19 protein-coding genes and 1 pseudogene are annotated in these 18,439 nt (G+C 38.7%); 9 read left to right on the top strand and 11 right to left on the bottom strand.

Annotated elements, in window-relative coordinates:
* Positions 1-79 precede the first annotated feature (79 nt).
* The 5 genes and pseudogenes from rplM to F3G88_RS00745 form a co-directional block, all read left to right on the top strand.
* Positions 80-508, top strand: coding sequence for a 50S ribosomal protein L13 (rplM, locus tag F3G88_RS00765; protein ID WP_002939292.1), 429 nt, complete (start codon positions 80-82; stop codon positions 506-508).
* Positions 509-510: 2 nt separating this feature from the next.
* Complete coding sequence (rpsI, locus tag F3G88_RS00760) at positions 511-900, top strand: 30S ribosomal protein S9 (protein ID WP_002939337.1); 390 nt, start codon at positions 511-513, stop codon at positions 898-900.
* Between the two features lie 154 nt (positions 901-1,054).
* Positions 1,055-2,068, top strand: a complete 1,014-nt coding sequence (locus tag F3G88_RS00755) for an OmpA family protein (protein ID WP_103573804.1) — start codon at positions 1,055-1,057, stop codon at positions 2,066-2,068.
* Positions 2,069-2,140: 72 nt separating this feature from the next.
* Complete coding sequence (locus F3G88_RS00750) at positions 2,141-2,779, top strand: HAD family hydrolase (RefSeq protein ID WP_103573803.1); 639 nt, start codon at positions 2,141-2,143, stop codon at positions 2,777-2,779.
* Between the two features lie 293 nt (positions 2,780-3,072).
* A pseudogene (locus F3G88_RS00745) lies at positions 3,073-3,360 on the top strand (hypothetical protein); the annotation flags it as partial.
* Positions 3,361-3,410: 50 nt separating this feature from the next.
* On the opposite strand, the gene F3G88_RS00740 reads toward F3G88_RS00745, so the two are convergent.
* The 10 genes from F3G88_RS00740 to F3G88_RS00695 all read right to left on the bottom strand — a co-directional run bounded on the left by F3G88_RS00740 (position 3,411) and on the right by F3G88_RS00695 (position 14,719).
* Entirely contained in the window at positions 3,411-3,911 is a 501-nt protein-coding gene (locus F3G88_RS00740) for an NAD(P)/FAD-dependent oxidoreductase (protein ID WP_149715116.1), read from the bottom strand.
* Between the two features lie 92 nt (positions 3,912-4,003).
* Positions 4,004-4,567 carry a MotE family protein gene (locus F3G88_RS00735; RefSeq protein ID WP_103573802.1) on the bottom strand — a complete coding sequence of 188 codons (564 nt, stop codon included), beginning with the start codon at positions 4,565-4,567 and terminating at the stop codon, positions 4,004-4,006.
* The gene (locus F3G88_RS00730; protein ID WP_103573801.1) at positions 4,567-4,989 is read right to left on the bottom strand and encodes a flagellar export protein FliJ; all 423 of its coding nucleotides are present in this window, start codon (positions 4,987-4,989) and stop codon (positions 4,567-4,569) included. The genes F3G88_RS00735 and F3G88_RS00730 overlap by 1 nt, the downstream gene beginning before the upstream one ends.
* Complete coding sequence (locus F3G88_RS00725; protein WP_103573800.1) at positions 4,986-6,236, bottom strand: adenylosuccinate synthase; 1,251 nt, start codon at positions 6,234-6,236, stop codon at positions 4,986-4,988. Before F3G88_RS00725 ends, F3G88_RS00730 begins: the two co-directional genes overlap by 4 nt.
* Positions 6,237-6,238: 2 nt before the next feature.
* Positions 6,239-7,099 (bottom strand): ATP phosphoribosyltransferase regulatory subunit, encoded by an 861-nt coding sequence (locus F3G88_RS00720; protein WP_103573799.1) that lies wholly within the window; start codon positions 7,097-7,099, stop codon positions 6,239-6,241.
* Positions 7,092-11,144 (bottom strand): diguanylate cyclase domain-containing protein, encoded by a 4,053-nt coding sequence (locus tag F3G88_RS00715; protein WP_223228701.1) that lies wholly within the window; start codon positions 11,142-11,144, stop codon positions 7,092-7,094. Before F3G88_RS00715 ends, F3G88_RS00720 begins: the two co-directional genes overlap by 8 nt.
* Positions 11,145-11,263: 119 nt before the next feature.
* On the bottom strand, positions 11,264-11,893 hold the full coding sequence (locus tag F3G88_RS00710; RefSeq protein WP_149715114.1) for an NAD(P)H-dependent oxidoreductase: 630 nt from the start codon (positions 11,891-11,893) through the stop codon (positions 11,264-11,266).
* Positions 11,894-12,003: 110 nt separating this feature from the next.
* Entirely contained in the window at positions 12,004-13,026 is a 1,023-nt protein-coding gene (gene selD / locus F3G88_RS00705) for a selenide, water dikinase SelD (protein ID WP_149715113.1), read from the bottom strand.
* Positions 13,023-13,625 carry a sulfurtransferase-like selenium metabolism protein YedF gene (yedF, locus tag F3G88_RS00700; protein ID WP_103570650.1) on the bottom strand — a complete coding sequence of 201 codons (603 nt, stop codon included), beginning with the start codon at positions 13,623-13,625 and terminating at the stop codon, positions 13,023-13,025. The genes selD and yedF overlap by 4 nt, the downstream gene beginning before the upstream one ends.
* Positions 13,626-13,771: 146 nt before the next feature.
* A complete protein-coding gene (locus F3G88_RS00695; protein ID WP_103573795.1) occupies positions 13,772-14,719 on the bottom strand; it encodes a formate dehydrogenase subunit gamma in 948 nt (315 codons plus the stop codon).
* Between the two features lie 400 nt (positions 14,720-15,119).
* Between F3G88_RS00695 and F3G88_RS00690 the strand changes: the two genes are divergently transcribed.
* Complete coding sequence (locus F3G88_RS00690) at positions 15,120-15,716, top strand: DJ-1/PfpI family protein (protein WP_103573592.1); 597 nt, start codon at positions 15,120-15,122, stop codon at positions 15,714-15,716.
* Between the two features lie 323 nt (positions 15,717-16,039).
* On the opposite strand, the gene nspC is transcribed toward F3G88_RS00690, so the two are convergent.
* Complete coding sequence (gene nspC, locus F3G88_RS00685; RefSeq protein WP_103573587.1) at positions 16,040-17,179, bottom strand: carboxynorspermidine decarboxylase; 1,140 nt, start codon at positions 17,177-17,179, stop codon at positions 16,040-16,042.
* A gap of 84 nt (positions 17,180-17,263) precedes the next feature.
* Here nspC and F3G88_RS00680 point away from each other — a divergent pair, with 84 nt between their 5' ends.
* Genes F3G88_RS00680 through F3G88_RS00670 form a run of 3 tightly spaced genes read left to right on the top strand, consistent with a single transcriptional unit; the run spans position 17,264 to position 18,399 of the window.
* Positions 17,264-17,485 (top strand): MoaD/ThiS family protein, encoded by a 222-nt coding sequence (locus tag F3G88_RS00680; protein WP_103573586.1) that lies wholly within the window; start codon positions 17,264-17,266, stop codon positions 17,483-17,485.
* Position 17,486: 1 nt separating this feature from the next.
* On the top strand, positions 17,487-17,921 hold the full coding sequence (locus tag F3G88_RS00675; RefSeq protein WP_103573585.1) for a molybdopterin synthase catalytic subunit: 435 nt from the start codon (positions 17,487-17,489) through the stop codon (positions 17,919-17,921).
* A 10-nt stretch (positions 17,922-17,931) separates the two neighbouring features.
* Positions 17,932-18,399 carry a molybdate transport repressor gene (locus F3G88_RS00670; protein WP_103573584.1) on the top strand — a complete coding sequence of 156 codons (468 nt, stop codon included), beginning with the start codon at positions 17,932-17,934 and terminating at the stop codon, positions 18,397-18,399.
* Positions 18,400-18,439: the final 40 nt, after the last annotated feature.

The raw sequence follows: 18,439 nt of genomic DNA, 5'->3' as shown, positions 1-18,439 counted from the left end.
CGCTACTTAATTTAAGCTTTATTAAAGCATTGTTTAAATACAATCACAACTCAAAAATTAACTTGGCAAAGGTAAGAAAATGACAAAAATAACAAAGCCAAACGAAGTTAAGCGAGACTGGATCGTAGTTGATGCAGCTGGTAAGCGCTTTGGTAGATTGCTAACTGAGGTAGCAACTATACTTCGTGGCAAAAACAAACCATGCTTCACGCCAAACGTAGATTGTGGCGACTATGTTATCATCATAAATGCTTCTAAAGTAGAATTTACTGGTAATAACAAAGCTGAAGATAAACTTTATCACAGACACTCAGGATATTTTGGCAGCGTAAAGAGCGAGAAATTCGGCGATTTGATAGCAAATAAGCCAGAAAAACTTTTCAAGCTAGCTGTTCGTGGCATGCTTCCAAAGACAAAACTTGGAAGAGAGATGATAAAAAAACTAAAAGTTTATGCTGGCAGTGAGCATCCTCATACGGCACAAATAGCTAAAAAAGAAGGAAAATAATTATGGCAAAAGTTTATGCAACTGGTAAAAGAAAAACTGCCGTAGCAAAGGTTTGGATAAAGTCTGGAAGCGGTAAAATCGTAGTAAATGGTATGGATCTTAACACTTGGCTTGGCGGTCACGAGGCTATCAAGCTTAAAGTTATTCAACCACTTTTAGTAACAAAACAAGAGAGTTTAATAGACGTGGTAGCTACAACTTTAGGTGGCGGTTATTCAGCACAAGCTGAGGCTTTAAGACACGGCATTTCACGTGCTTTAGCTGACATGGATGCTGATTTTAGAGCAGCTCTTAAACCAAAAGGCTTGCTAACTAGAGATTCTCGTGTTGTTGAACGTAAGAAATTTGGTAGAAGAAAGGCTAGAAGAAGCCCACAATTCTCTAAACGTTAATGGTCTTTTGCAAGTGCTTTTGCATTTGCAAAATTTAGGTTATGTAAATTTCAGATTTACATTAAGAATTTGGTTATAATTTAAAGTTGATTTATTTTTATTTAGGTAAAATTATAGTCAACATTAAAAATCCCTATTTGAAAGGAATTCTATTATGAAAAAGATTGCTTTAGCTATGGTTGCCGCAACAGCGGTTTTTGCGTCTAACGCAGCATACAACTATGAGATCACTCCAACTATCGGTGGTGTTCATCCAGAAGGAAATCTACGTGTAAAAGACCACAACTTTGTTGGTATTAGAGCGGCTAGAAACCTTGAAGATTTCTTCTTTGATCAAGTTGAGCTTGGTGTTGATTACACTCAAAAAATTAAAGAGAGAACAGGTAACGTTGTAAGAGAGGGTAGAGCTCTTAGATACCACGCAAACCTTGTAAAAAATATCGTTGACTTTGGACCAGTTAGCCTATATGGTTTAATCGGTGCTGGTTATGAAGATGTTCCAGCTATCTTTGTTAAAAATGAAGATGGTGGCTTTGGTCAATATGGTCTTGGTTTAAGATACCAAGTTACTGATAGATTTGCTCTTAAAGCAGAGGCAAGAGACGCTATCAAATTTGAGCACGCTGATCACAACCTATTCTATTCACTAGGCTTTGGCATCGGTCTTGATTCAAAAGCAGCTCCAGTTGTAGCAGCAGCTCCAGTAGCAGCGGCAGCAGCTCCAGCACCAGTTCTTGATGATGACAACGATGGCGTGCCAAACGATATCGATCAATGCCCTAACACTCCAGCTGGTGTAGTTGTTGACGAAAGAGGATGCGAGAAAGTTATCGTTCTTAGAGATCTAGATGTTAACTTCGCATTTGATAGCTACAAAGTTGGACCAAAATATGCAGCTGAGATCAAAAAAGTAGCTGACTTTATGGGCGAACACCCAGATTATAAAGTTGTACTTGCTGGTCACACTGATAGCGTAGGTGCAGAAGCTTACAACCAAAAACTATCTGAGAAAAGAGCAAAAGCAGTGGCTGAGGTTCTTGCTGGTTACGGCGTAGAAAAAGCTAAAATTTCTACAGTTGGTTACGGCGAACTTAAACCAATCGCTACAAACAAAACTAAAGAAGGTCGCGCTCAAAACAGACGTGTTGAAGCTACTTTCAATAAATAATTTTATTATTTAAAATTACTTCTTTAGGGCTTGGCTTCGGCTGAGCCCTTTTTTATTTCTGCGGAGATTATCATGAAAAAAACTATACTTTTTGACTTAGACGGCACACTTATAGATTCTACTTCTGCTATTTTAAAAGGTTTTGATGCGGCGTTTTTAGCTCACGACAAGAAAGAGCCTGATCATGATGCACTAAAATCTCTAGTAGGATATCCGCTTGAAATAATGTTTGAAAAACTTGGTGCCAAAAAGAATTTAATAGGTAAATATGTAAAAGAGTATAAAGCTTGCTACGAGAAGATCTATTTAGATGAGACTGTGCTTTTACCGCATGCTATGGATGCTTTAAAAGAAGCTAGCATGTTTGCTGATGTTGGTGTTGTTACGACAAAGACGTCAAAATTTTCTATCATTTTGTTAGAGCATTTAGGTGTTATGAAATTTATAAAAACAGTTGTCGGACGAGATGATGTAGTAAATCCAAAACCAGATCCAGAACCTATAAATTTAGCTTTGAAGAGACTAGAAAAAGAAAAAGATAATGCCTTTATGATTGGCGATACCATCATGGATTTAAAGGCCGCCAAAGCTGCTCTTATAACGGACGTTGGCCTTACGTGCGGATATGGTAAAGAGTCTGATTTAAGGCAGTTTAGCGAGCATATATTTGCAAATCCACATGAGGCTGTCAGCTTTATCAAAGAAACTTGATAGTGAAAATTTATTAAAGCTCCTGAGCCTGATACTATTTTAATGCAATGTTATTCATAAATTTTCTTGATTTTAACTTATTATAAAACGATCTAAATAGATCAAAAAAATATATGTAGCTATTTTTATATGATCGTTGATCTAGGCAATCCTTACTTTTAGTAAATTCTGCATTTTATTTGTTTTTTGGTAAATTTGCTAACAAAATATGCAATTAAAATGCTTGTATTAGAATTTACTAAATAGAGATTTTGTAGGCATTGAAAAAGATCAGGAATTTATAGATATCGCACTTAAGCGAAGCTGGCGTGGAGGCTGAGTTTGTCTATAAGATAAGCGAGGGCAGACCAAACGTCGAAGATAGGCTTAAAAACGGCGATATTGCGCTTGTTATAAATACAAGTGATACAAAATCAAGCGTGGATGACGGCAAAAAGATACGCCAAAATGTACTTAGATTTAAAATTCCATATTTTACAACGATCCGCGCAGCACTTGCAGCTGCCAAGTCGCTAAGCACAGTTCAAACTGGCAAAGCACTCGAGGTAAAAAGCCTACAAGAGTATCTAAGCGAGAGATAGTAAATTTAGTGGCAGTTTTGGCTGCCACTAGCTAAATTTCACTCTGATTTTTAGCTATTTTTTAAAGCACTAGCCACCTTTAGAGCACTTGCAAAGGCTAGATGCAAGTTGTATCCGCCAAGCATACCGGTGATATCTAAAACTTCACCTATAAAATAAAGTCCTTTTACGCTTTTGCTCTCTAAATTTTCATCTAAAAAATTAGTCTTTACGCCACCTTTTGTAACTTCAGCCCTTTCAAAGCCAAATGTCCCAGCTGGAGCAAATTCATAGGCAAAAAGCCTTTTTATGATGCTCTTTTCATCGTCGCTAAACTCATAAAATGCTCTATCTTTTAAACCAAAATTTCTGAAAAACTCCAGCACAAATCTCTTTGGCAAAGGCAAAACCGAGCTAAGCTGCTTTTTACCATTTACTAAATTTTTCTTACTAAATTTAGGCAAAAAATTTATGCAAATTCGACCCTTTTGCCAAAAGAGTGAAGCATTTAGTATCGCTGGACCGCTTATGCCCCTGTGTGTAAAAAGCAGATCGCCGCTAAATTTATACAACAAGAGCGGGGGTAAAAATTTGAGAAAGGGTGAGCAAATAGGTTAAATTTATTAGTTAAATTTGGCTTTTATAGAGTAGCAGTAAGTTAAATTTACTGCATATTTATACTTCCAGCTGGGGCTGGCATATCACCTTTTTCGTCGATAAATGGAGGGCCTTTTTGAAGTAGGGCTGTCACTTCAGAAGCAACCTTTGGATCCATTTTTGCCATTATGGTTGAGATCTTTTTGGCATCAAGGGCATAAAGTATGGTGGCTGCGTTTGATCTTGGCATTTGCGAGAGCACTTCGGCTGCTGCGCCATCTTTCATTTTGGCGTAGGATTCATTGACTTTATCGGTAGTCATCGTGCGAAGCTCTTTTAAAATTTTCTCATTTTTAGCGACTACTTCGTCGATCTCTTTGCGTTTTTGCTCGATCACTTTCATCGTCGCATTTAGATCAGCCTCTTTTTTGGCGAGCTTTTTGTTGTTTTCTTCATAAGCTGCAGCTGAGCTTGCTCGAAAGACCTCTAGGGCTTGGCGCTGCTCGTCGATGACCTCAAGCTCCTTTGAAATTTCCTCTTTTCTAGCTTCAAAGATCTGAGTGCAATCAACCGGCACTTCAAAGCAAAATGCAAAATTTATAACTATAAAAAAGAGTAAAACTGCTCTCATCACGCCTCGCTTTTGGCTGCAAATTTCATAACTGCAAACTCATCAAGAGCCAGCGCTTCAGCCTTTTGTATGCGTTTTATCTCTTTTTTAAATTCTTCTTTTTCTAGATATTTCATCTTTTCGTACTCTAAATTTGCATTTTTATATTTGTGCTCGTAGTGCAAGACCTCTTTTTTTGCCATTTCTAAGCTCTCTTTGCACGCGTTTAGCTCAGCTCTTGCTATATTTATGAGCTCTAAATTCTCTCTTAGCTCGCCTATGTTGCCACTTTTTGGTAGGCTAAACTCGTTGAGCTTGGCCCTTAAGAGTGCTATTTTTTCTTCGGCACTTCTTACATTTAGCCTAGCAACGACAAGCTTAGCCTCTACCTTATCCATCTCCTGCTTTTTGACGCGGACGACGGAGGTAAATTTACTTTTCATCTAATGATCGTATCGCTTCTTTCAGGGCTTGTTGAGATATAGCCGACCTTCACGCCAGTTAGCTCCTCGATACGCTCGATATATGCTCTTGCGTTTGCTGGCAGGTCTTCATATCGGCTGATGCCTTTTACACTGTCCCAGCCTGCAAGCTCCTCGTAAATAGGCGTTGCATTTTCAAGATCTGTTGGTACGTAGTCGATAGTTTCGCCGTTATATTGATATGCTTTGCAAATTTTTACCACTTCAAAGCCATCAAGCACATCAAGCTTCATAAGTGCATAAGTATCGACGCCATCAAGCCTTGAAGCGTATTTTACGCTTACTGCGTCAAACCAGCCACAACGTCTGCGGCGGCCTGTTGTTGTGCCAAATTCTTTACCTATCTCGCACATCTTATCGCCATTTGTGCCCTTGTCTTCAGTTGGGAAAGGTCCGTGGCCAACGCGTGTTGTATAGGCTTTTATAACGCCTATAACTTCGCCTATTTCTTTTGGATTTAGTCCAAGACCAGTGCAAGCGCCAGCGCTTATGGTATTTGAGCTAGTTACATAAGGGTATGTGCCGTGATCTATGTCTAAAAGTGTGCCCTGAGCGCCTTCAAGTAGGACTTTTTTATCTTCATCAAGCGCTTTCCAAACTAAATTTGTAGTGTTTGCGATAAATGGAGCAAGTACCTCTTTATATCTTTTTAGCTCTTCAAGTAGCTCATTTTCTTCAGGTATCTTTACGCCAAGTGCGTCAAATACGCATTTGTTTGTTTCAAAATCATGCATCAAAGCATCGCATAAGCGCTCTGGCTCAAGTAGCTCGCCAACTCTGTGGCCGCTTCTGCTTATCTTGTCTGCGTATGTTGGTCCGATGCCTTTGCCAGTCGTTCCGATCGCTTTTTCACCTTTTAAGCGCTCTTTTGCTTGATCGACTTGGCTGTGGTAGCTTAAATTTAAGTGTGCTTTGTCACTTATATAAAGTCTGCCCTCTAAGTTGTCAAATTGCGCCATCTCAGTGATGAGCACCTCTGGAGAGACAACGACGCCGTTGCCGATGATATTTATGATATTTTTGTGCAAAATTCCGCTTGGGACAAGGTGAAGTGCGTATCTTACGCCATCGACCCATATCGTATGACCAGCGTTGTGGCCACCTTGAGAGCGACAAATCATGTCATAGTTTAGTCCTAGCATATCAACTATCTTGCCTTTGCCCTCATCACCCCATTGAACACCAACTACTAAATCAGCCTTTCTCATTCTTACTTCCTTAAATTAATTTTTTCTTCTATCAATGCATCAGTATAAACAGCGAACCCGCTGCTTGAAATCCCGTCTATTTCATAGTTTCCGCCACTTGCTAAGATGGCATTATCTTTTAAAAATCTAAAAAATAAACTATCATAATATCTCATTTTTGAGTAATATAGCGGAACTATTCTTAAATTTTTATATTCTAGTGATTTGGCTACACTTTGTAAATTTCTTAGCGCCTCTTTTAGCTTATCAGGGACTAAACTTACTATCTCATCAAGCTCTTTAGCGTCCTTTAAAAGGGCTAGTTTGCTAAGCCACGGCACGTTTTGGGCCAAGATCTTTTCTAGCCATGAATTTTCAAAAATTTCTATCTCTAAGTTTAAAATTTCGCAAATTATCTTTGGGATTTGCATGTTGCTAAGCTGCAAACAAGCGCCGATCTCAAGCTCATTAAAGAGCTTTGCTACGATATTTATACTTTTTAAAATGTCGTTTTCGCCGATAAGCTCAGCGCCTATTTGATAAATTTCTTGGCTTGGATAGCGAAAGACTGGCTGGATGTAAAACCACCTCTTTGGCTCATTTGCTTTAATCCTTCTAAGCACGATCCTAACGGTATCAACCGTGCTATCAGCCCTTAGGCTTATCTCGTGATTTAGACTGTCGCTAAAGCGAAGAAGATTTGTTGCATCCACGCTTAGATGTTGATGATACGAAAAAAACGGCGTTACGATCTCGCTAAAACCTTCATTTTCTAAAATTTCACTCGCTTTTTGCTCGATTTTTCTCTTTAGTTTTGCACTTTTTGCAAAGTAAAGTTTACTTCCGTTTGGGATCTCGTGCTCATAAACATTTACATCACTCAACTCTTATCTCCTTACTAAAACCTAAATTTATATCGCACTCTTTGATGATGGATACGGCTAGATTATAGAGTTCGCCGCTATCACTACTGCTTGCTAGTTTGCTTAAATTTATAGAAATTTCTTGATTATATTTACCTATATTTTTTATCTCATCTTCTATTTTTTGCTTTAGGCTTTGTGCTAGTTTGTCGTCTTGATTTAAATTTGCTATCACTTCATTTGCAAGCTCTTTTAGCACGACTAAGCCTTTGAAAAGCTCGAAATTTTCACTATTTTTATAGTCTTTTATGTGTAGATTAGGTCTTTCAAATTTAAATGAAGCTGCATCTTTTGCCAAAAGCGCTAATGAGAAAATGTTGCCTTGAAATTTATCAAATCCAAGACCAAGCAAAAACTCAAGTGTTCTTTTATCATCGATATTTTTTATAGTCGTATTTAGTCCAAATTTATCAGCCACAAACCTTATCATATTTATGCTCTCAAGCGCCTCTTTTGAGTTAAAGATATGCTTGCAAAATTTATTGTCTATATTAAAGCGGTTTGTCTTTAGCATGCCAAGAGCTTCGATCGAGCTTGAGTATGAGGCAAAGTCATCAAGCGAGAAGTTTATGCCAAGCTCTTTATACTTTCTAACATAAATTTCTAAAACTTCTAAATTTGTAGCTGTTGCAGCGTCGATAACGTCGATGATAAGCCCAGTTGGATCAAGGCTCTTATCCTCATCAAATATCGCTTTAAATTTCTGCCAAAACTCCTGCGTAAAGAGCTTTTTAACGCTTAAATTTACGCGAACCTTTGCGCTTATGCCATTTTCTAGCCACATTTTTCTAGCTAAAAGCGCCTCTTTTATCGTAAATAAAGCGATATTGCTAGATGCACTACTTGTCCTTATAAGTGGTAAAAAGTCGCTTGGGTAGATGATTTCGCCATCTTTTCTCCATCTAATAAGCGCTTCAAAACTTAAAGTCTCGCCCGTGCTAAAGCTGATCTCTGGCTGAAATTCTAAAAACATCTCTCCAGCGTCAAGCGCTTTTAAAATTTTTGAGCCATCTTCGTACTGGCTCTTAAAATAGACATCTTTTTTCGCATCAAATGTATAGCTTCTGTTTTTGCCACTTATCTTCGCCTGATACATCGCCCAGTCGGCTCTTTGTAGCACATCATCAGCCCCAAGCTCACTATCAGCCAATGCTATGCCGATGCTAGCGCTTGCTTTTAGTTTTAGCTCATCTATCTTTACTTCATCTGAAGCTAGCCTTAGCATATTTTGCGCTATCTCATAGACTTCACCTAAATTTTCGTAGTTTATAACGCCTACAAACTCATCTCCGCCTATCCTTGCAAAGATATTTTTGCCATTAAACATAGCGCCTATTTTTTCAGAGATAGCTACTAAAAATTTATCGCCTATTTGGTGGCCGAAGTTGTCGTTTATGCCCTTAAAATCATCAATATCAAGGTAGATGACGGCTATTTTTTGTTCATTTTTTTGTATGAGAGAATTTAGTTTGTTGTAGAGTAAAAATCTATTTGGTAGCTTTGTGAGCGGATCGTGATATGCGATAAATTCTAGATATTTCTCATTTTGAGCTTCGTTATTTGCAAGCATTGCGAGCATGATGTAACCAGTTCTTTTCTCGCTCGCATCGATGAGTGGTAAAATTTCTATGATTTCAAGCTTGCTCTTATTTTTATTATTTTCACTCCAAACCTTGCCACTCCATGAGCCAGCGCTGTTTATAGTATCTATGATCTGGTGCTTTATATCGCTTAAGCCTTGCTTTATAAAGGTGATATCTTTTAGATATACACTATCTTTTGAGCCAGCACTTTCAAAAAATGCGTCATTTGCATCAATGACCTTTAGCTCCTCATCAAGCAAGATGACCTCTTCTTTGCTAAATGAGAAAATTTTTGCAAGTAGGTCTTGACAGACAAAGAAGCTATCTTCTAGGCTAAGGTCTTTTAGTGTGCCTTTTATCAAGCTTACTTCGCCAAATTCATCGTATTCAAGTGCTTTTGCTCTTAGCCTAAAGTGTAGAATTTCTTTATCTATGCTATAAAGTTTGATATCTTTAATGTATGTTTGAGCGTCTCTTATACTCTCAAAAAAGCTATAAAAACTATCAAATTCATCGACAAAGACCGACTTTGCCTGCTCGAAATTTAGAGTGCTTTGCGTGCCAAGAACCTTGCTTAGCTCGTCTGAGATATTAAGCATGTCGCTTCTTTTATCCCAAGTAAAGACATTTGCCTCACTCGCCCAAAGCAGCGCCTTGCTCTCTTTGCTTTGTTTTTCAAATCTCTCTTGAAGCTTTAACATATCGCTAAGATCGGTAAATGAGTAGATGACCTTTTGCTCGTCTGCATCGATAAATTTAGCCTTTATCTTAAATGGAATTTTCTTGCCATAAGCGTTTGTCATATTTGCTATGAAATTTAGCTCTTCATTTTTAAAGCTTGCTTGCAAAAAGGCTTTTTTGCTTGCTAGCACGGCAGCTTTAAAGCTATCAAAGTCCTCGCTTGCGATGATATCTTCTAAATTTATGAGACTTTGGCTTTGGACATTAAAAATTCTCTCGACATTGTTTGTGCTTTGGATGATCAAAAATGGCTCTTTTGCTGAAGCGATAGCGATAACATTTGGCGATAAAAAGACGTAGCTTTTGATGATATCGTTATTTTTTTGCGTCATCTTTTCTTGGGTGATATCCTTTATAAGTATGAAATTTAGCCTTGTGTTTTCTAGCTCAAAGCTACTTTGAGTTACTAAAACATCGATGATTTCACCATTTTTACGCCTTAGCTTAGCCTCGTATGATAGATTATTGTTGATAGCATTTTTTCTATCTTCTGCTAAATTCTTAGACTCATCTTCAAGAAGTTCTTTTATATTTAGATCTGCTACATCATCTTTTTTGTAGCCTAGTTTTTCTAAAAGAGCGTTGCTAATGTCCGTGATGACGCCAGTATAAGCGTCAAAGACCACGATCTTTAAAAAGCTCTTTTCAAAGACATAGCCAAATCTACTCTCGTAGCTTTGTGCCGTCTCGTAAGCTTTATCTCTATCTTCGTAGAGTTTTTTGATGCTGTTATTTAGTAAGATAAATTCTTTTACGTCAAAGTCCTCATCAGTTGGCTTGCTTTTATCTGTCGCAAAAAGAGTGATCCTGGTAAATGCAGAGAGAATTTTGTCTTTCATATATGAGTTGTCGCGTAGCCAAAGTATGCTAAATGCTACAAAGCAGAAGAACGAAAGCACGACTAGAACTAGCTGGATAAAGATCTGAAGCTGCCTACTAGAGCCTGTTATGACAAATAGTTTTTGCTCTTCTAGGTAGCTGATCTTGTAAAAATTCATATCCTTTAGCATAAAAATGATCTTGTCACTTTTAAACTCGCCACCTTGTGAGATGTATTTATTAAAGTCCTCTTTTATAAATTTCCTATAAAACTCATCTCTTGAGAGGTTGCCGTCTTTATCAACCAAAAAGACGTATGCGCCAAAATTTTTGTTATAACTTGTATCAACTCTGTTTTTTAAAAAATTTTGACTTAGTTGAACGAGAATTTTATTGCCATTTTTTAGCCCATAAGCTATGTAGATATCTTTAAAGCGTCTATTTTTGTAAAATCTATCAGAGAGCCTAAACTCGCCCTCTTTGATATCTGAAAACCATGCGATATCGTAGTCGTGTAGCTCTAAAGCACCGTCAAATTTACGCTCGTAAAGCAAAGAGTTATCTTTTGCTATCACGTAAAAAGCGGCGTAGAATTTACTTATAATAGTATTTTCATAAAACGGCTCTATACCGTTTGCAATGAGTCTTGCCTTTGTGGAGATGTTATCTTTTACATCTGAAAATGCGTTGGTGATATTGTTTTTAGTGATTAAATTTAGAGTTGAAATTTCATATTTTATGTCGTTTATGCCAGCAAATATGACAAAGAGTGCAAGAAAGATGAAGGCAAAAAGAAGTAGTGCTATCTTTACATAGAACCTCTTAAAAATCTGCAAAACTGGTTTAGCGCTATTTTTTTGCATTAAATTTAAGCCTCGCTTTTTAAAACTAGCCATGATTTTAACGCAAATTTACTTTTTTTAGCTTATAAATTCTCTTTTTGTTTAAATTTAAATAGACACAGGGCGTTTTGCCCCGTGAGTTAGTAGATCCAAGTAACTACTTCAGATCTTTGTCTGCGGTATTTTTCAGGTTGTGGGTTTAGGCGGTAGCCAAATGGCACTACGATAGCCACTCTTTTCTCGCTCTCATCAAGGCCTAAAATTTCATTTAAAGCGTGTCTATCAAAGCCTTCGATCGGGCAGCTGTCAATCCCAAGGCTTGCGGCTGCGTTCATCATATTTGTCGCAGCTATCATGCACTGCTCGTGCGACCACTGAAATGTTAGCTCATCGTCGTTTTTGAAATTTGACAGCAAAAAGTCGTTGTAAAATTTCTGCCTCGCAGCGATCGTCTCAGGATCTTTACCTGCGCGTCTAGCGATCATTTTATCCACATAGCTGCTGCCAAATTTTATCTCTTTGACCTTTGCTAAAACGACGACTAAATGCGAGCAAGAGGTGATCTGCGCCTGGTTCCACGAAACGGCTTTGATCTTCTCTCTAAGCTCCTTGTTTTGCACGACCAAAAAGTCCCACTGCTCAAGGCCAGTCGAGCTTGGGCTTAGTCTACCAGCCTCTAGGATAAAGTCAAACTCGCCAGCGCCGATCTTTTTGCTCTCGTCAAAAATTTTGCAAGCGTGGCGAAATTTTAAAATTTCAAGATAGTTCATCATATCTCCTTTGTTAAGTTTTTGAAATTATAAAGCGGTTAGGTAAATTAAAAGAAATTTAGAAATTTTATCATCTAGTGCATGAAAACTAGGCTAAATTTAGCCTAGAGTTAGTTTAAAAATATATCAAACTCGCCTTTTTGGATCGTTTCTGCGATGATGGCTGAGTGCTCATAGCCAGCCTCTTTTAGGCGTGATAGAGCTAAATTTGCCTCATTTTCTCTAACAGCTAGCAAAAGTCCGCCAGAAGTTTGCGCATCGTAAAGCAAGATATCAGCCTCTTTGCTCACAAAATGCTTTGCAAATTCGCGGTTTTTGTAGCTTCCCTCTGGGATGATGCCCATGTCGGCAAATTCTTTCGCGCTTGCGATCACTGGCACATCTTTTTCAAAGACATTAAAGCTGATCTTGTCGTTTAACATCTCGCTTAAATGCCCTAAAAATCCAAATCCAGTCACATCGGTAGCAGCATAAACCTTGATGTCACTTAGCGCTTTTAGAGCGTAGAAATTTAGCTGAGCCATGATGTTTGCGACCTCATTTATTTGCTCCATGCTTAGTAGATCAGCCTTGATTGCTGTGCTTAAGATACCGCTGCCAAGAGGTTTTGTGAGGATGAGGACATTACCAACTTCTGCTGTGTTATTTGCCCAGAATTTTTTAGGATTTACCTTGCCAGTCGCACTTAGTCCATAATACATCTGCTGCGTCTCTATCGTGTGTCCGCCAACGATGACGCCGCCACACTCTCTTACTTTATCGGCTCCTCCTTGTAAAATTTCGCCTAAAATTTCAGGCGCAAGGTTGCAGCTATCAAAGCCCACGATGTTTAGAGCGTTTATCACCTCGCCACCCATCGCAAAGACGTCGCTTAGGCTGTTTGCAGCAGCGATCTGACCATATATAAATGGGTCATTGACTACTGGCGTGATAAAGTCAAGCGTCTGAACAAGTGCAAGATCGTCTGAGAGCTTAAAAACGCTCGCGTCTTCGTTTGAGCCGATGCTTGAGAGCAAATTTGGATGAGATAAATTTAAACTACTAATCGTTTTGTGAAGACCCGACGGGTCAAGCTTAGCAGCTCAGCCAGCGGCTCTAACAAACTGCGTAAGCTTTTTGTCGTGATAGATCATAGTTTGATTTGCTCGTGAGTTGAGAGTATGTCGATGATCTCATAAGCGTTTGAAATTTCGCCAACCGCAAGATCGCTCACTAGTTTATAAGCCTCCAAGCAGCTTCCGCAGCTTAAAATTTGAACGCCAGCAGCTTCAAGATCTTTAAGTGGCTTAAAGCTTGGATGTGCGCGGTTTGTCGTCATCTTAACGGCGTTATTTACGCAGATGATTATCTTTGGTTTTTTCTCTACTTGAAGAAGTGCGCCTAGAAATTTTGATAGCAAATTTATGCCAACTTCGCCGCTACCTGCGCGCTCTTCGTTTAGATAGAGCACTTTTTCGTTTTTTGGTGTTATATCGCAGACAAATTCGTCAAAATTTGTAAGCTCAAGTGCGCTTTTGCCCTTGATGGCTAAAATTTTAGTCTCATTGCCGTTGCTTTCTAGGCTAAATTCTATATTTTGATTTTTTAAAAATCTTGAGATATTTTCTTTTGGAGCTAGGGCATTTACGATGATCTCTAAGCTCTCTCCCTCGTTTAGGCCCTCAAGCGCGTTTTTAGTCATGATGACTGGTTTTGGGCACTCTAAATTTCTGCAATCAATTGTTCTTGTCATTGTTTTTCCTTTGTGATTAGTATTTCAAACCTTGAAACTGATTTTGGATTATAGCTAAAAAATATTAATTTTTTAAAAGGATTTGTGCTGTGAAATTTGCTATAAAAGAGAGTTTGACCCTGCGTAAGTCGCAAGGTCAAGGTTGATTATTTTAAATTTGTGTAAGATTTTTCGTAGTCAGATACTGGGATCTTGTTTTCCTTAACAAGCTCTTGATACCAGTAGTGGTGAAGTACATAAACCTCTTCTTCTTCTTTGTATCCAGTGACCATTGACCAGATAGCGCCATGTATAGCGATCGCAGCCATATAAATATGAACTAGGAAAAATACCGCACAGACGATGCCAAGGCAGTTGTGGATAACTACGCTATATCTTAAAAGATCGATTTGAGAGATACCAAACCAACTAGCAACTGCTGGCTCTTTAATATCCATAAAGTACATGATCGCACCGGTGATGATCATCACGATACCACCAGGGATAGCGATCCAGTACCATGCCTTTTGACCAGCGTTAAATTTACCAGCAGGGACTGGTTTTTTCTTCTTTGATAGATAACCACCAACTATCATCATCCATCTGATGTCATAAACAGCTGGAAGCATTCTGATAGTCCAAGCAAATAACATAGGAAGCACAGAAATAGCAAATATAATAGTCGCTATATCGTGCAAGTATCTACAGAAACGCACAAATGTGCCACCACCAAGCTCTGCACCCCACATGATGATGATGCCAGTTGGCACTAAGATGATCCAAGAGATCGCAGCTAAGCCGTGAGCTATACGTTCGATCAGTGAAAACGCAAATACTTTTTTGCCATCGTGACTAAAGTGTTTTGGTCCGATGATCAAGAAGTGTAGCACGAACGCGCCGATAACAGCTAAAATGATAGAAAGTGCAGCTATCGCGAAGTAGTCGTTGCCTTGTATAAAAGTAAATATCGGGCCCCAGCCATGCTCATAAGGCTTGATATTTTCTATCCTCTGTGCTGCCCAAATGGTGCTGTCAAATTGATTGACGCCAGTTGGTCCTTCAATGGACATTGCCGCAACGGACAATGTAAAAAGTAGAGTAAGAATTCTCGTCATTTTATTCCTTTATTTGCATAAAACTTAAATGATTTAAGCTTTTGTTAAATATGCTAAAATCACATAGCTATGCCGTTTTGGTGGCTATTATATCAGAGCTAATCACAAGCAAACCTTAGCAAAAAAGATTACTAAAAATTTTATAAAAAATATTTAAGTTTTGTTAATTTTGATAAACTCTGATATAAATTTTGAGCAGTAAAAATCTCAATTTTTCACCTAAAAACGTGGTTAAACTCAAATTTGGAAATGGTACTAGATAAATTTGAATATTTTTATCAAAAAGCTAATGCTTTATAAATTTAGCCTTTTAGCTCAAAATACCTTATTAAATTTATATTTTCTAAAAATTGAATTAAAATATCAAAAGCATTTTAGATCTCTATTAAAAGGCGAAGTAATGGACATTTACGCTCTTATCTTTAATGACTACGAGACGCTCGATCTCATGGGGCCGGTCGAATTTTTAGCAAGGGTGCCTGAGATGAAGATAAGCTACGTCTCGTTTGATGGTGGTATGAAAAGAAGCAAGCAAGGCTTTCTTATAAAAACAAAAAAGCTTAGCAAGATGCCAAAAGAGAGCGTTTTGCTACTCCCTGGAGGTCAGGGCACAAGGGCGCTTGTAGATGATGGCGAGTTTATTTTGAGACTTAAAGAGTGCGTTTTGGCATCTAAATTTTGCCTAAGTGTATGCACTGGCTCGGCTCTCATCGCTCGCACTGGAGAGCTTGACGGACTAAAAGCTACCTCAAATAAAAGATCGCTTGAGTGGGTAAAAAGTTGCGGCAAGGCTGTAAAATGGCAAGAGCGCGCTAGGTGGGTGAGAACAGGTAAGTTTTACACAGCTTCGGGCGTCGCTGCTGGCATGGATATGGCGCTTGGCTTTATCAGCGATCATTTTGGCAAGGAGCTAGCCCAAAATATCGCAAACGAGACTGAATACAACTGGCAAAAAAGCTCAAAGATAGATAAATTTGCCAAAATTTATGGGTATTAAATTTAAAGCGGTTTGCGGTTTTTAGTAAATTAAATTTAGTGATGTAGCTTTAAATTTAAAGTAGTTTGCGGCTCACAGAACTAGCTAGAAATTTGCCAAATTCGGCGAGTTTAAATTTTAAAATAAAAATATCTTTACCAAAAATGCCACCAAGATAAATTTGTAGAAACTAAATTTATTCCATCTTTTCATGTTAAATACAAATCCAAAATGTTTAAGGCTTAAATTTAGGTGGCAGTTCAAATGCATTTTGGCAAAATTTGCAGGGTAGATAAATTTGACTTAAATTTAAAAAGCCAAATTTACCTTCAAAAAGCAAAATTCTAGTTTCTGCGCCTATACTCCTCGTAGTCTAGCTCGCGGATCATTTTTATCTCGCCATTTTCTTTTAAAAGTAGCAGATCAGGCAGTTTTATGCCGTTAAATGTCGTATTTTTCACGATCGTGTAGTGAATTTGATCTTCAAATATGACGCGGTCGCCGATTTTTAGCTCGCTGTCAAATTTATACTCCGCATCGCCCGCTTCAAGTCCCACTATATCGCCAGCTAGGCAGGTATTGCCGCCAAATCTATAAGCGAATTTGCCATTTTCACTCTCGCCTCTAACGGCTGGGCGGTAGGGCATGAGCACGGTATCTGGCATGTGCGCCTCGGCTGAGGTGTCAAGGATGGCGATATCTTTCTCGTTATGCACGATGTCAAGCACGCTACTTATCAAAAAGCCAGTCTGCCAGCCCACAGCCTCGCCAGGCTCCAGATAGACCTCTACGCCGTATTTCTCGTGAAAGCGTCTGATGATATTTATAAGCAGCTCCACGTCGTAGCCAGCTCTCGTGATGTGGTGACCGCCGCCCATATTTATCCACTTCATCTTTGGTATAAACTCGCCAAATTTCTCCTCAAACGCCTCCAGCACGACCTGCAAGCTGCTCGCACTCTCCTCGCAAAGCGCATGAAAATGAAGCCCAGTGATGCCATCAAGAAGCTCAGGCTCAAAATTTGCCCTTGTAATGCCAAGCCTGCTAAATTTGCCGCATGGATTGTAGCTATCAGTCGGCGCTAGCGAGACCTCTGGATTGACCCGTAGGCCGCAGATGATGCCATTTTGCAGGGCAATACCCTTAAATTTTTGCCACTGCGCAAAGGAGTTAAATGTGATGTGCTTTGAAATTTTTAAAATTTCATCAAAGTCCTCATCTTTAAAGGCTGGGCTATACGTGTGGATCTCGCCTTTTACGTATTCGCTTGCAAATTTGGCCTCATGAAGCCCACTGCAAGTCGCTCCGTCAAGGTATGAGCCCACCATATCCATTACTCCGCTAAATGCAAAACCCTTAAGTGCCACTAAAATTTTAGCTCCGCTTTGCTCTTTGACATACTTTAAAAGCTCTAAATTTTTACGTACTTTGGCCTCTTCGCAGACGTAGGCTGGGGTTTTTATACTTTTTAAAATTTCGTTCATTTTCTTTCTCTTTTGTAAATTTTCAAATAAGTATATCTAAATTTATTTTTAAGTAAAATCAGCAAAAATTTCAAAGGATAAAATGTGGTAGAGGTCGAATTTCTTGGGCCTATTGGGCTTGAGAGTATAAAAGTAGAAGCAAAAAATTTAGGCGAGGTAAAAGCTGCTTTAAGCGAGAAAGAAGAGCTTAAAAAGTGGCTAAATATCTGCGCTGTGGCTGTAAATGACGAGATCGTAAGCGATATAAATTTCGCTCTTAAATCAGGCGATAAAATTTCTATCTTGCCACCAGTTTGTGGAGGCTAAAATGCAAATTTATAATGGAAGCTTGGACGTTCAAAGCATCACAAACGAGTGGTATGATAGGTTTAAGGATAAAAACTGCGGCGCGCTCATCACTTTTGTAGGCATAGTAAGAGAAGAGGGCGGTATTTCGGCGCTTAGCTTTGATATCTATGAGCCGATCCTTAAAAAATGGCTAGATGCTTGGCAGGAACGAGCCAAAAAAGAAAATGCCTACGTGCTATTTGCTCACTCAAAAGGCGATGTGCCCGTGCATACGAGCTCTTATATAGCAGGTGTAGTAAGCCCTCAAAGAAAGGTCGCGCTAAGGCTTATAAACGAGTTTGTCGAGGACTTTAAGGCAAATGCGCCGATCTGGAAATACGACGTGATAAATGGCGAGAGAATTTACGCCAAAGAGCGCAGCCAAGCGATAAATGGCGCCGGACTTTTGGCATAAAAGGGCAAAAATGACAACAAAAGAGAGTAAAAAAGATGTTTTTTGGGCGCTTGCCTTTGGGCTTGGGCTCTTTGTCTTTAGCGTCGCTAGCTACTTTTATCTTGGTCTTGGTACGCCGTCTCTTTTTGGCATCATCGTTGGCGCCGTTTCAACCTTTTTTTGCGTGAGAAAGATCTTACAAAACAACTTTTTTAAGATAGATGATGATGGATTTGTCATCACAAAAGGCTCGAAAAATATCAAATTTTTCTTCAAAGATATCGATGAGATCGCTATTAAAAGCTTTGGCGATAAGAAAAAGGTCGATGCGCTAAGTGTTAAATTTAGAAAAAATCGCCTAGATAGAGATGCTTGTTTTGGGCTAGTTCAGGCACTTGGTGATGATATGATCGTCATTTTTGATAGATATGAGATTTCACAATTTACACTTTCAAAAGAGCTTCGAGATAGGCTGGCTAAATTTAAAGATAGGGCTTAGTTAGGTAAAAAATTTTAATTAATTTTTTTGTCTTTTACCT

It is taken from the genome of Campylobacter concisus, from assembly GCF_902460675.1.
Taxonomy (GTDB): Bacteria; Campylobacterota; Campylobacteria; order Campylobacterales; family Campylobacteraceae; genus Campylobacter_A; species Campylobacter_A concisus_AJ.
Note: the sequence above shows the minus strand (reverse complement) of the source record. Positions and strands in the feature narration are given on the sequence as shown.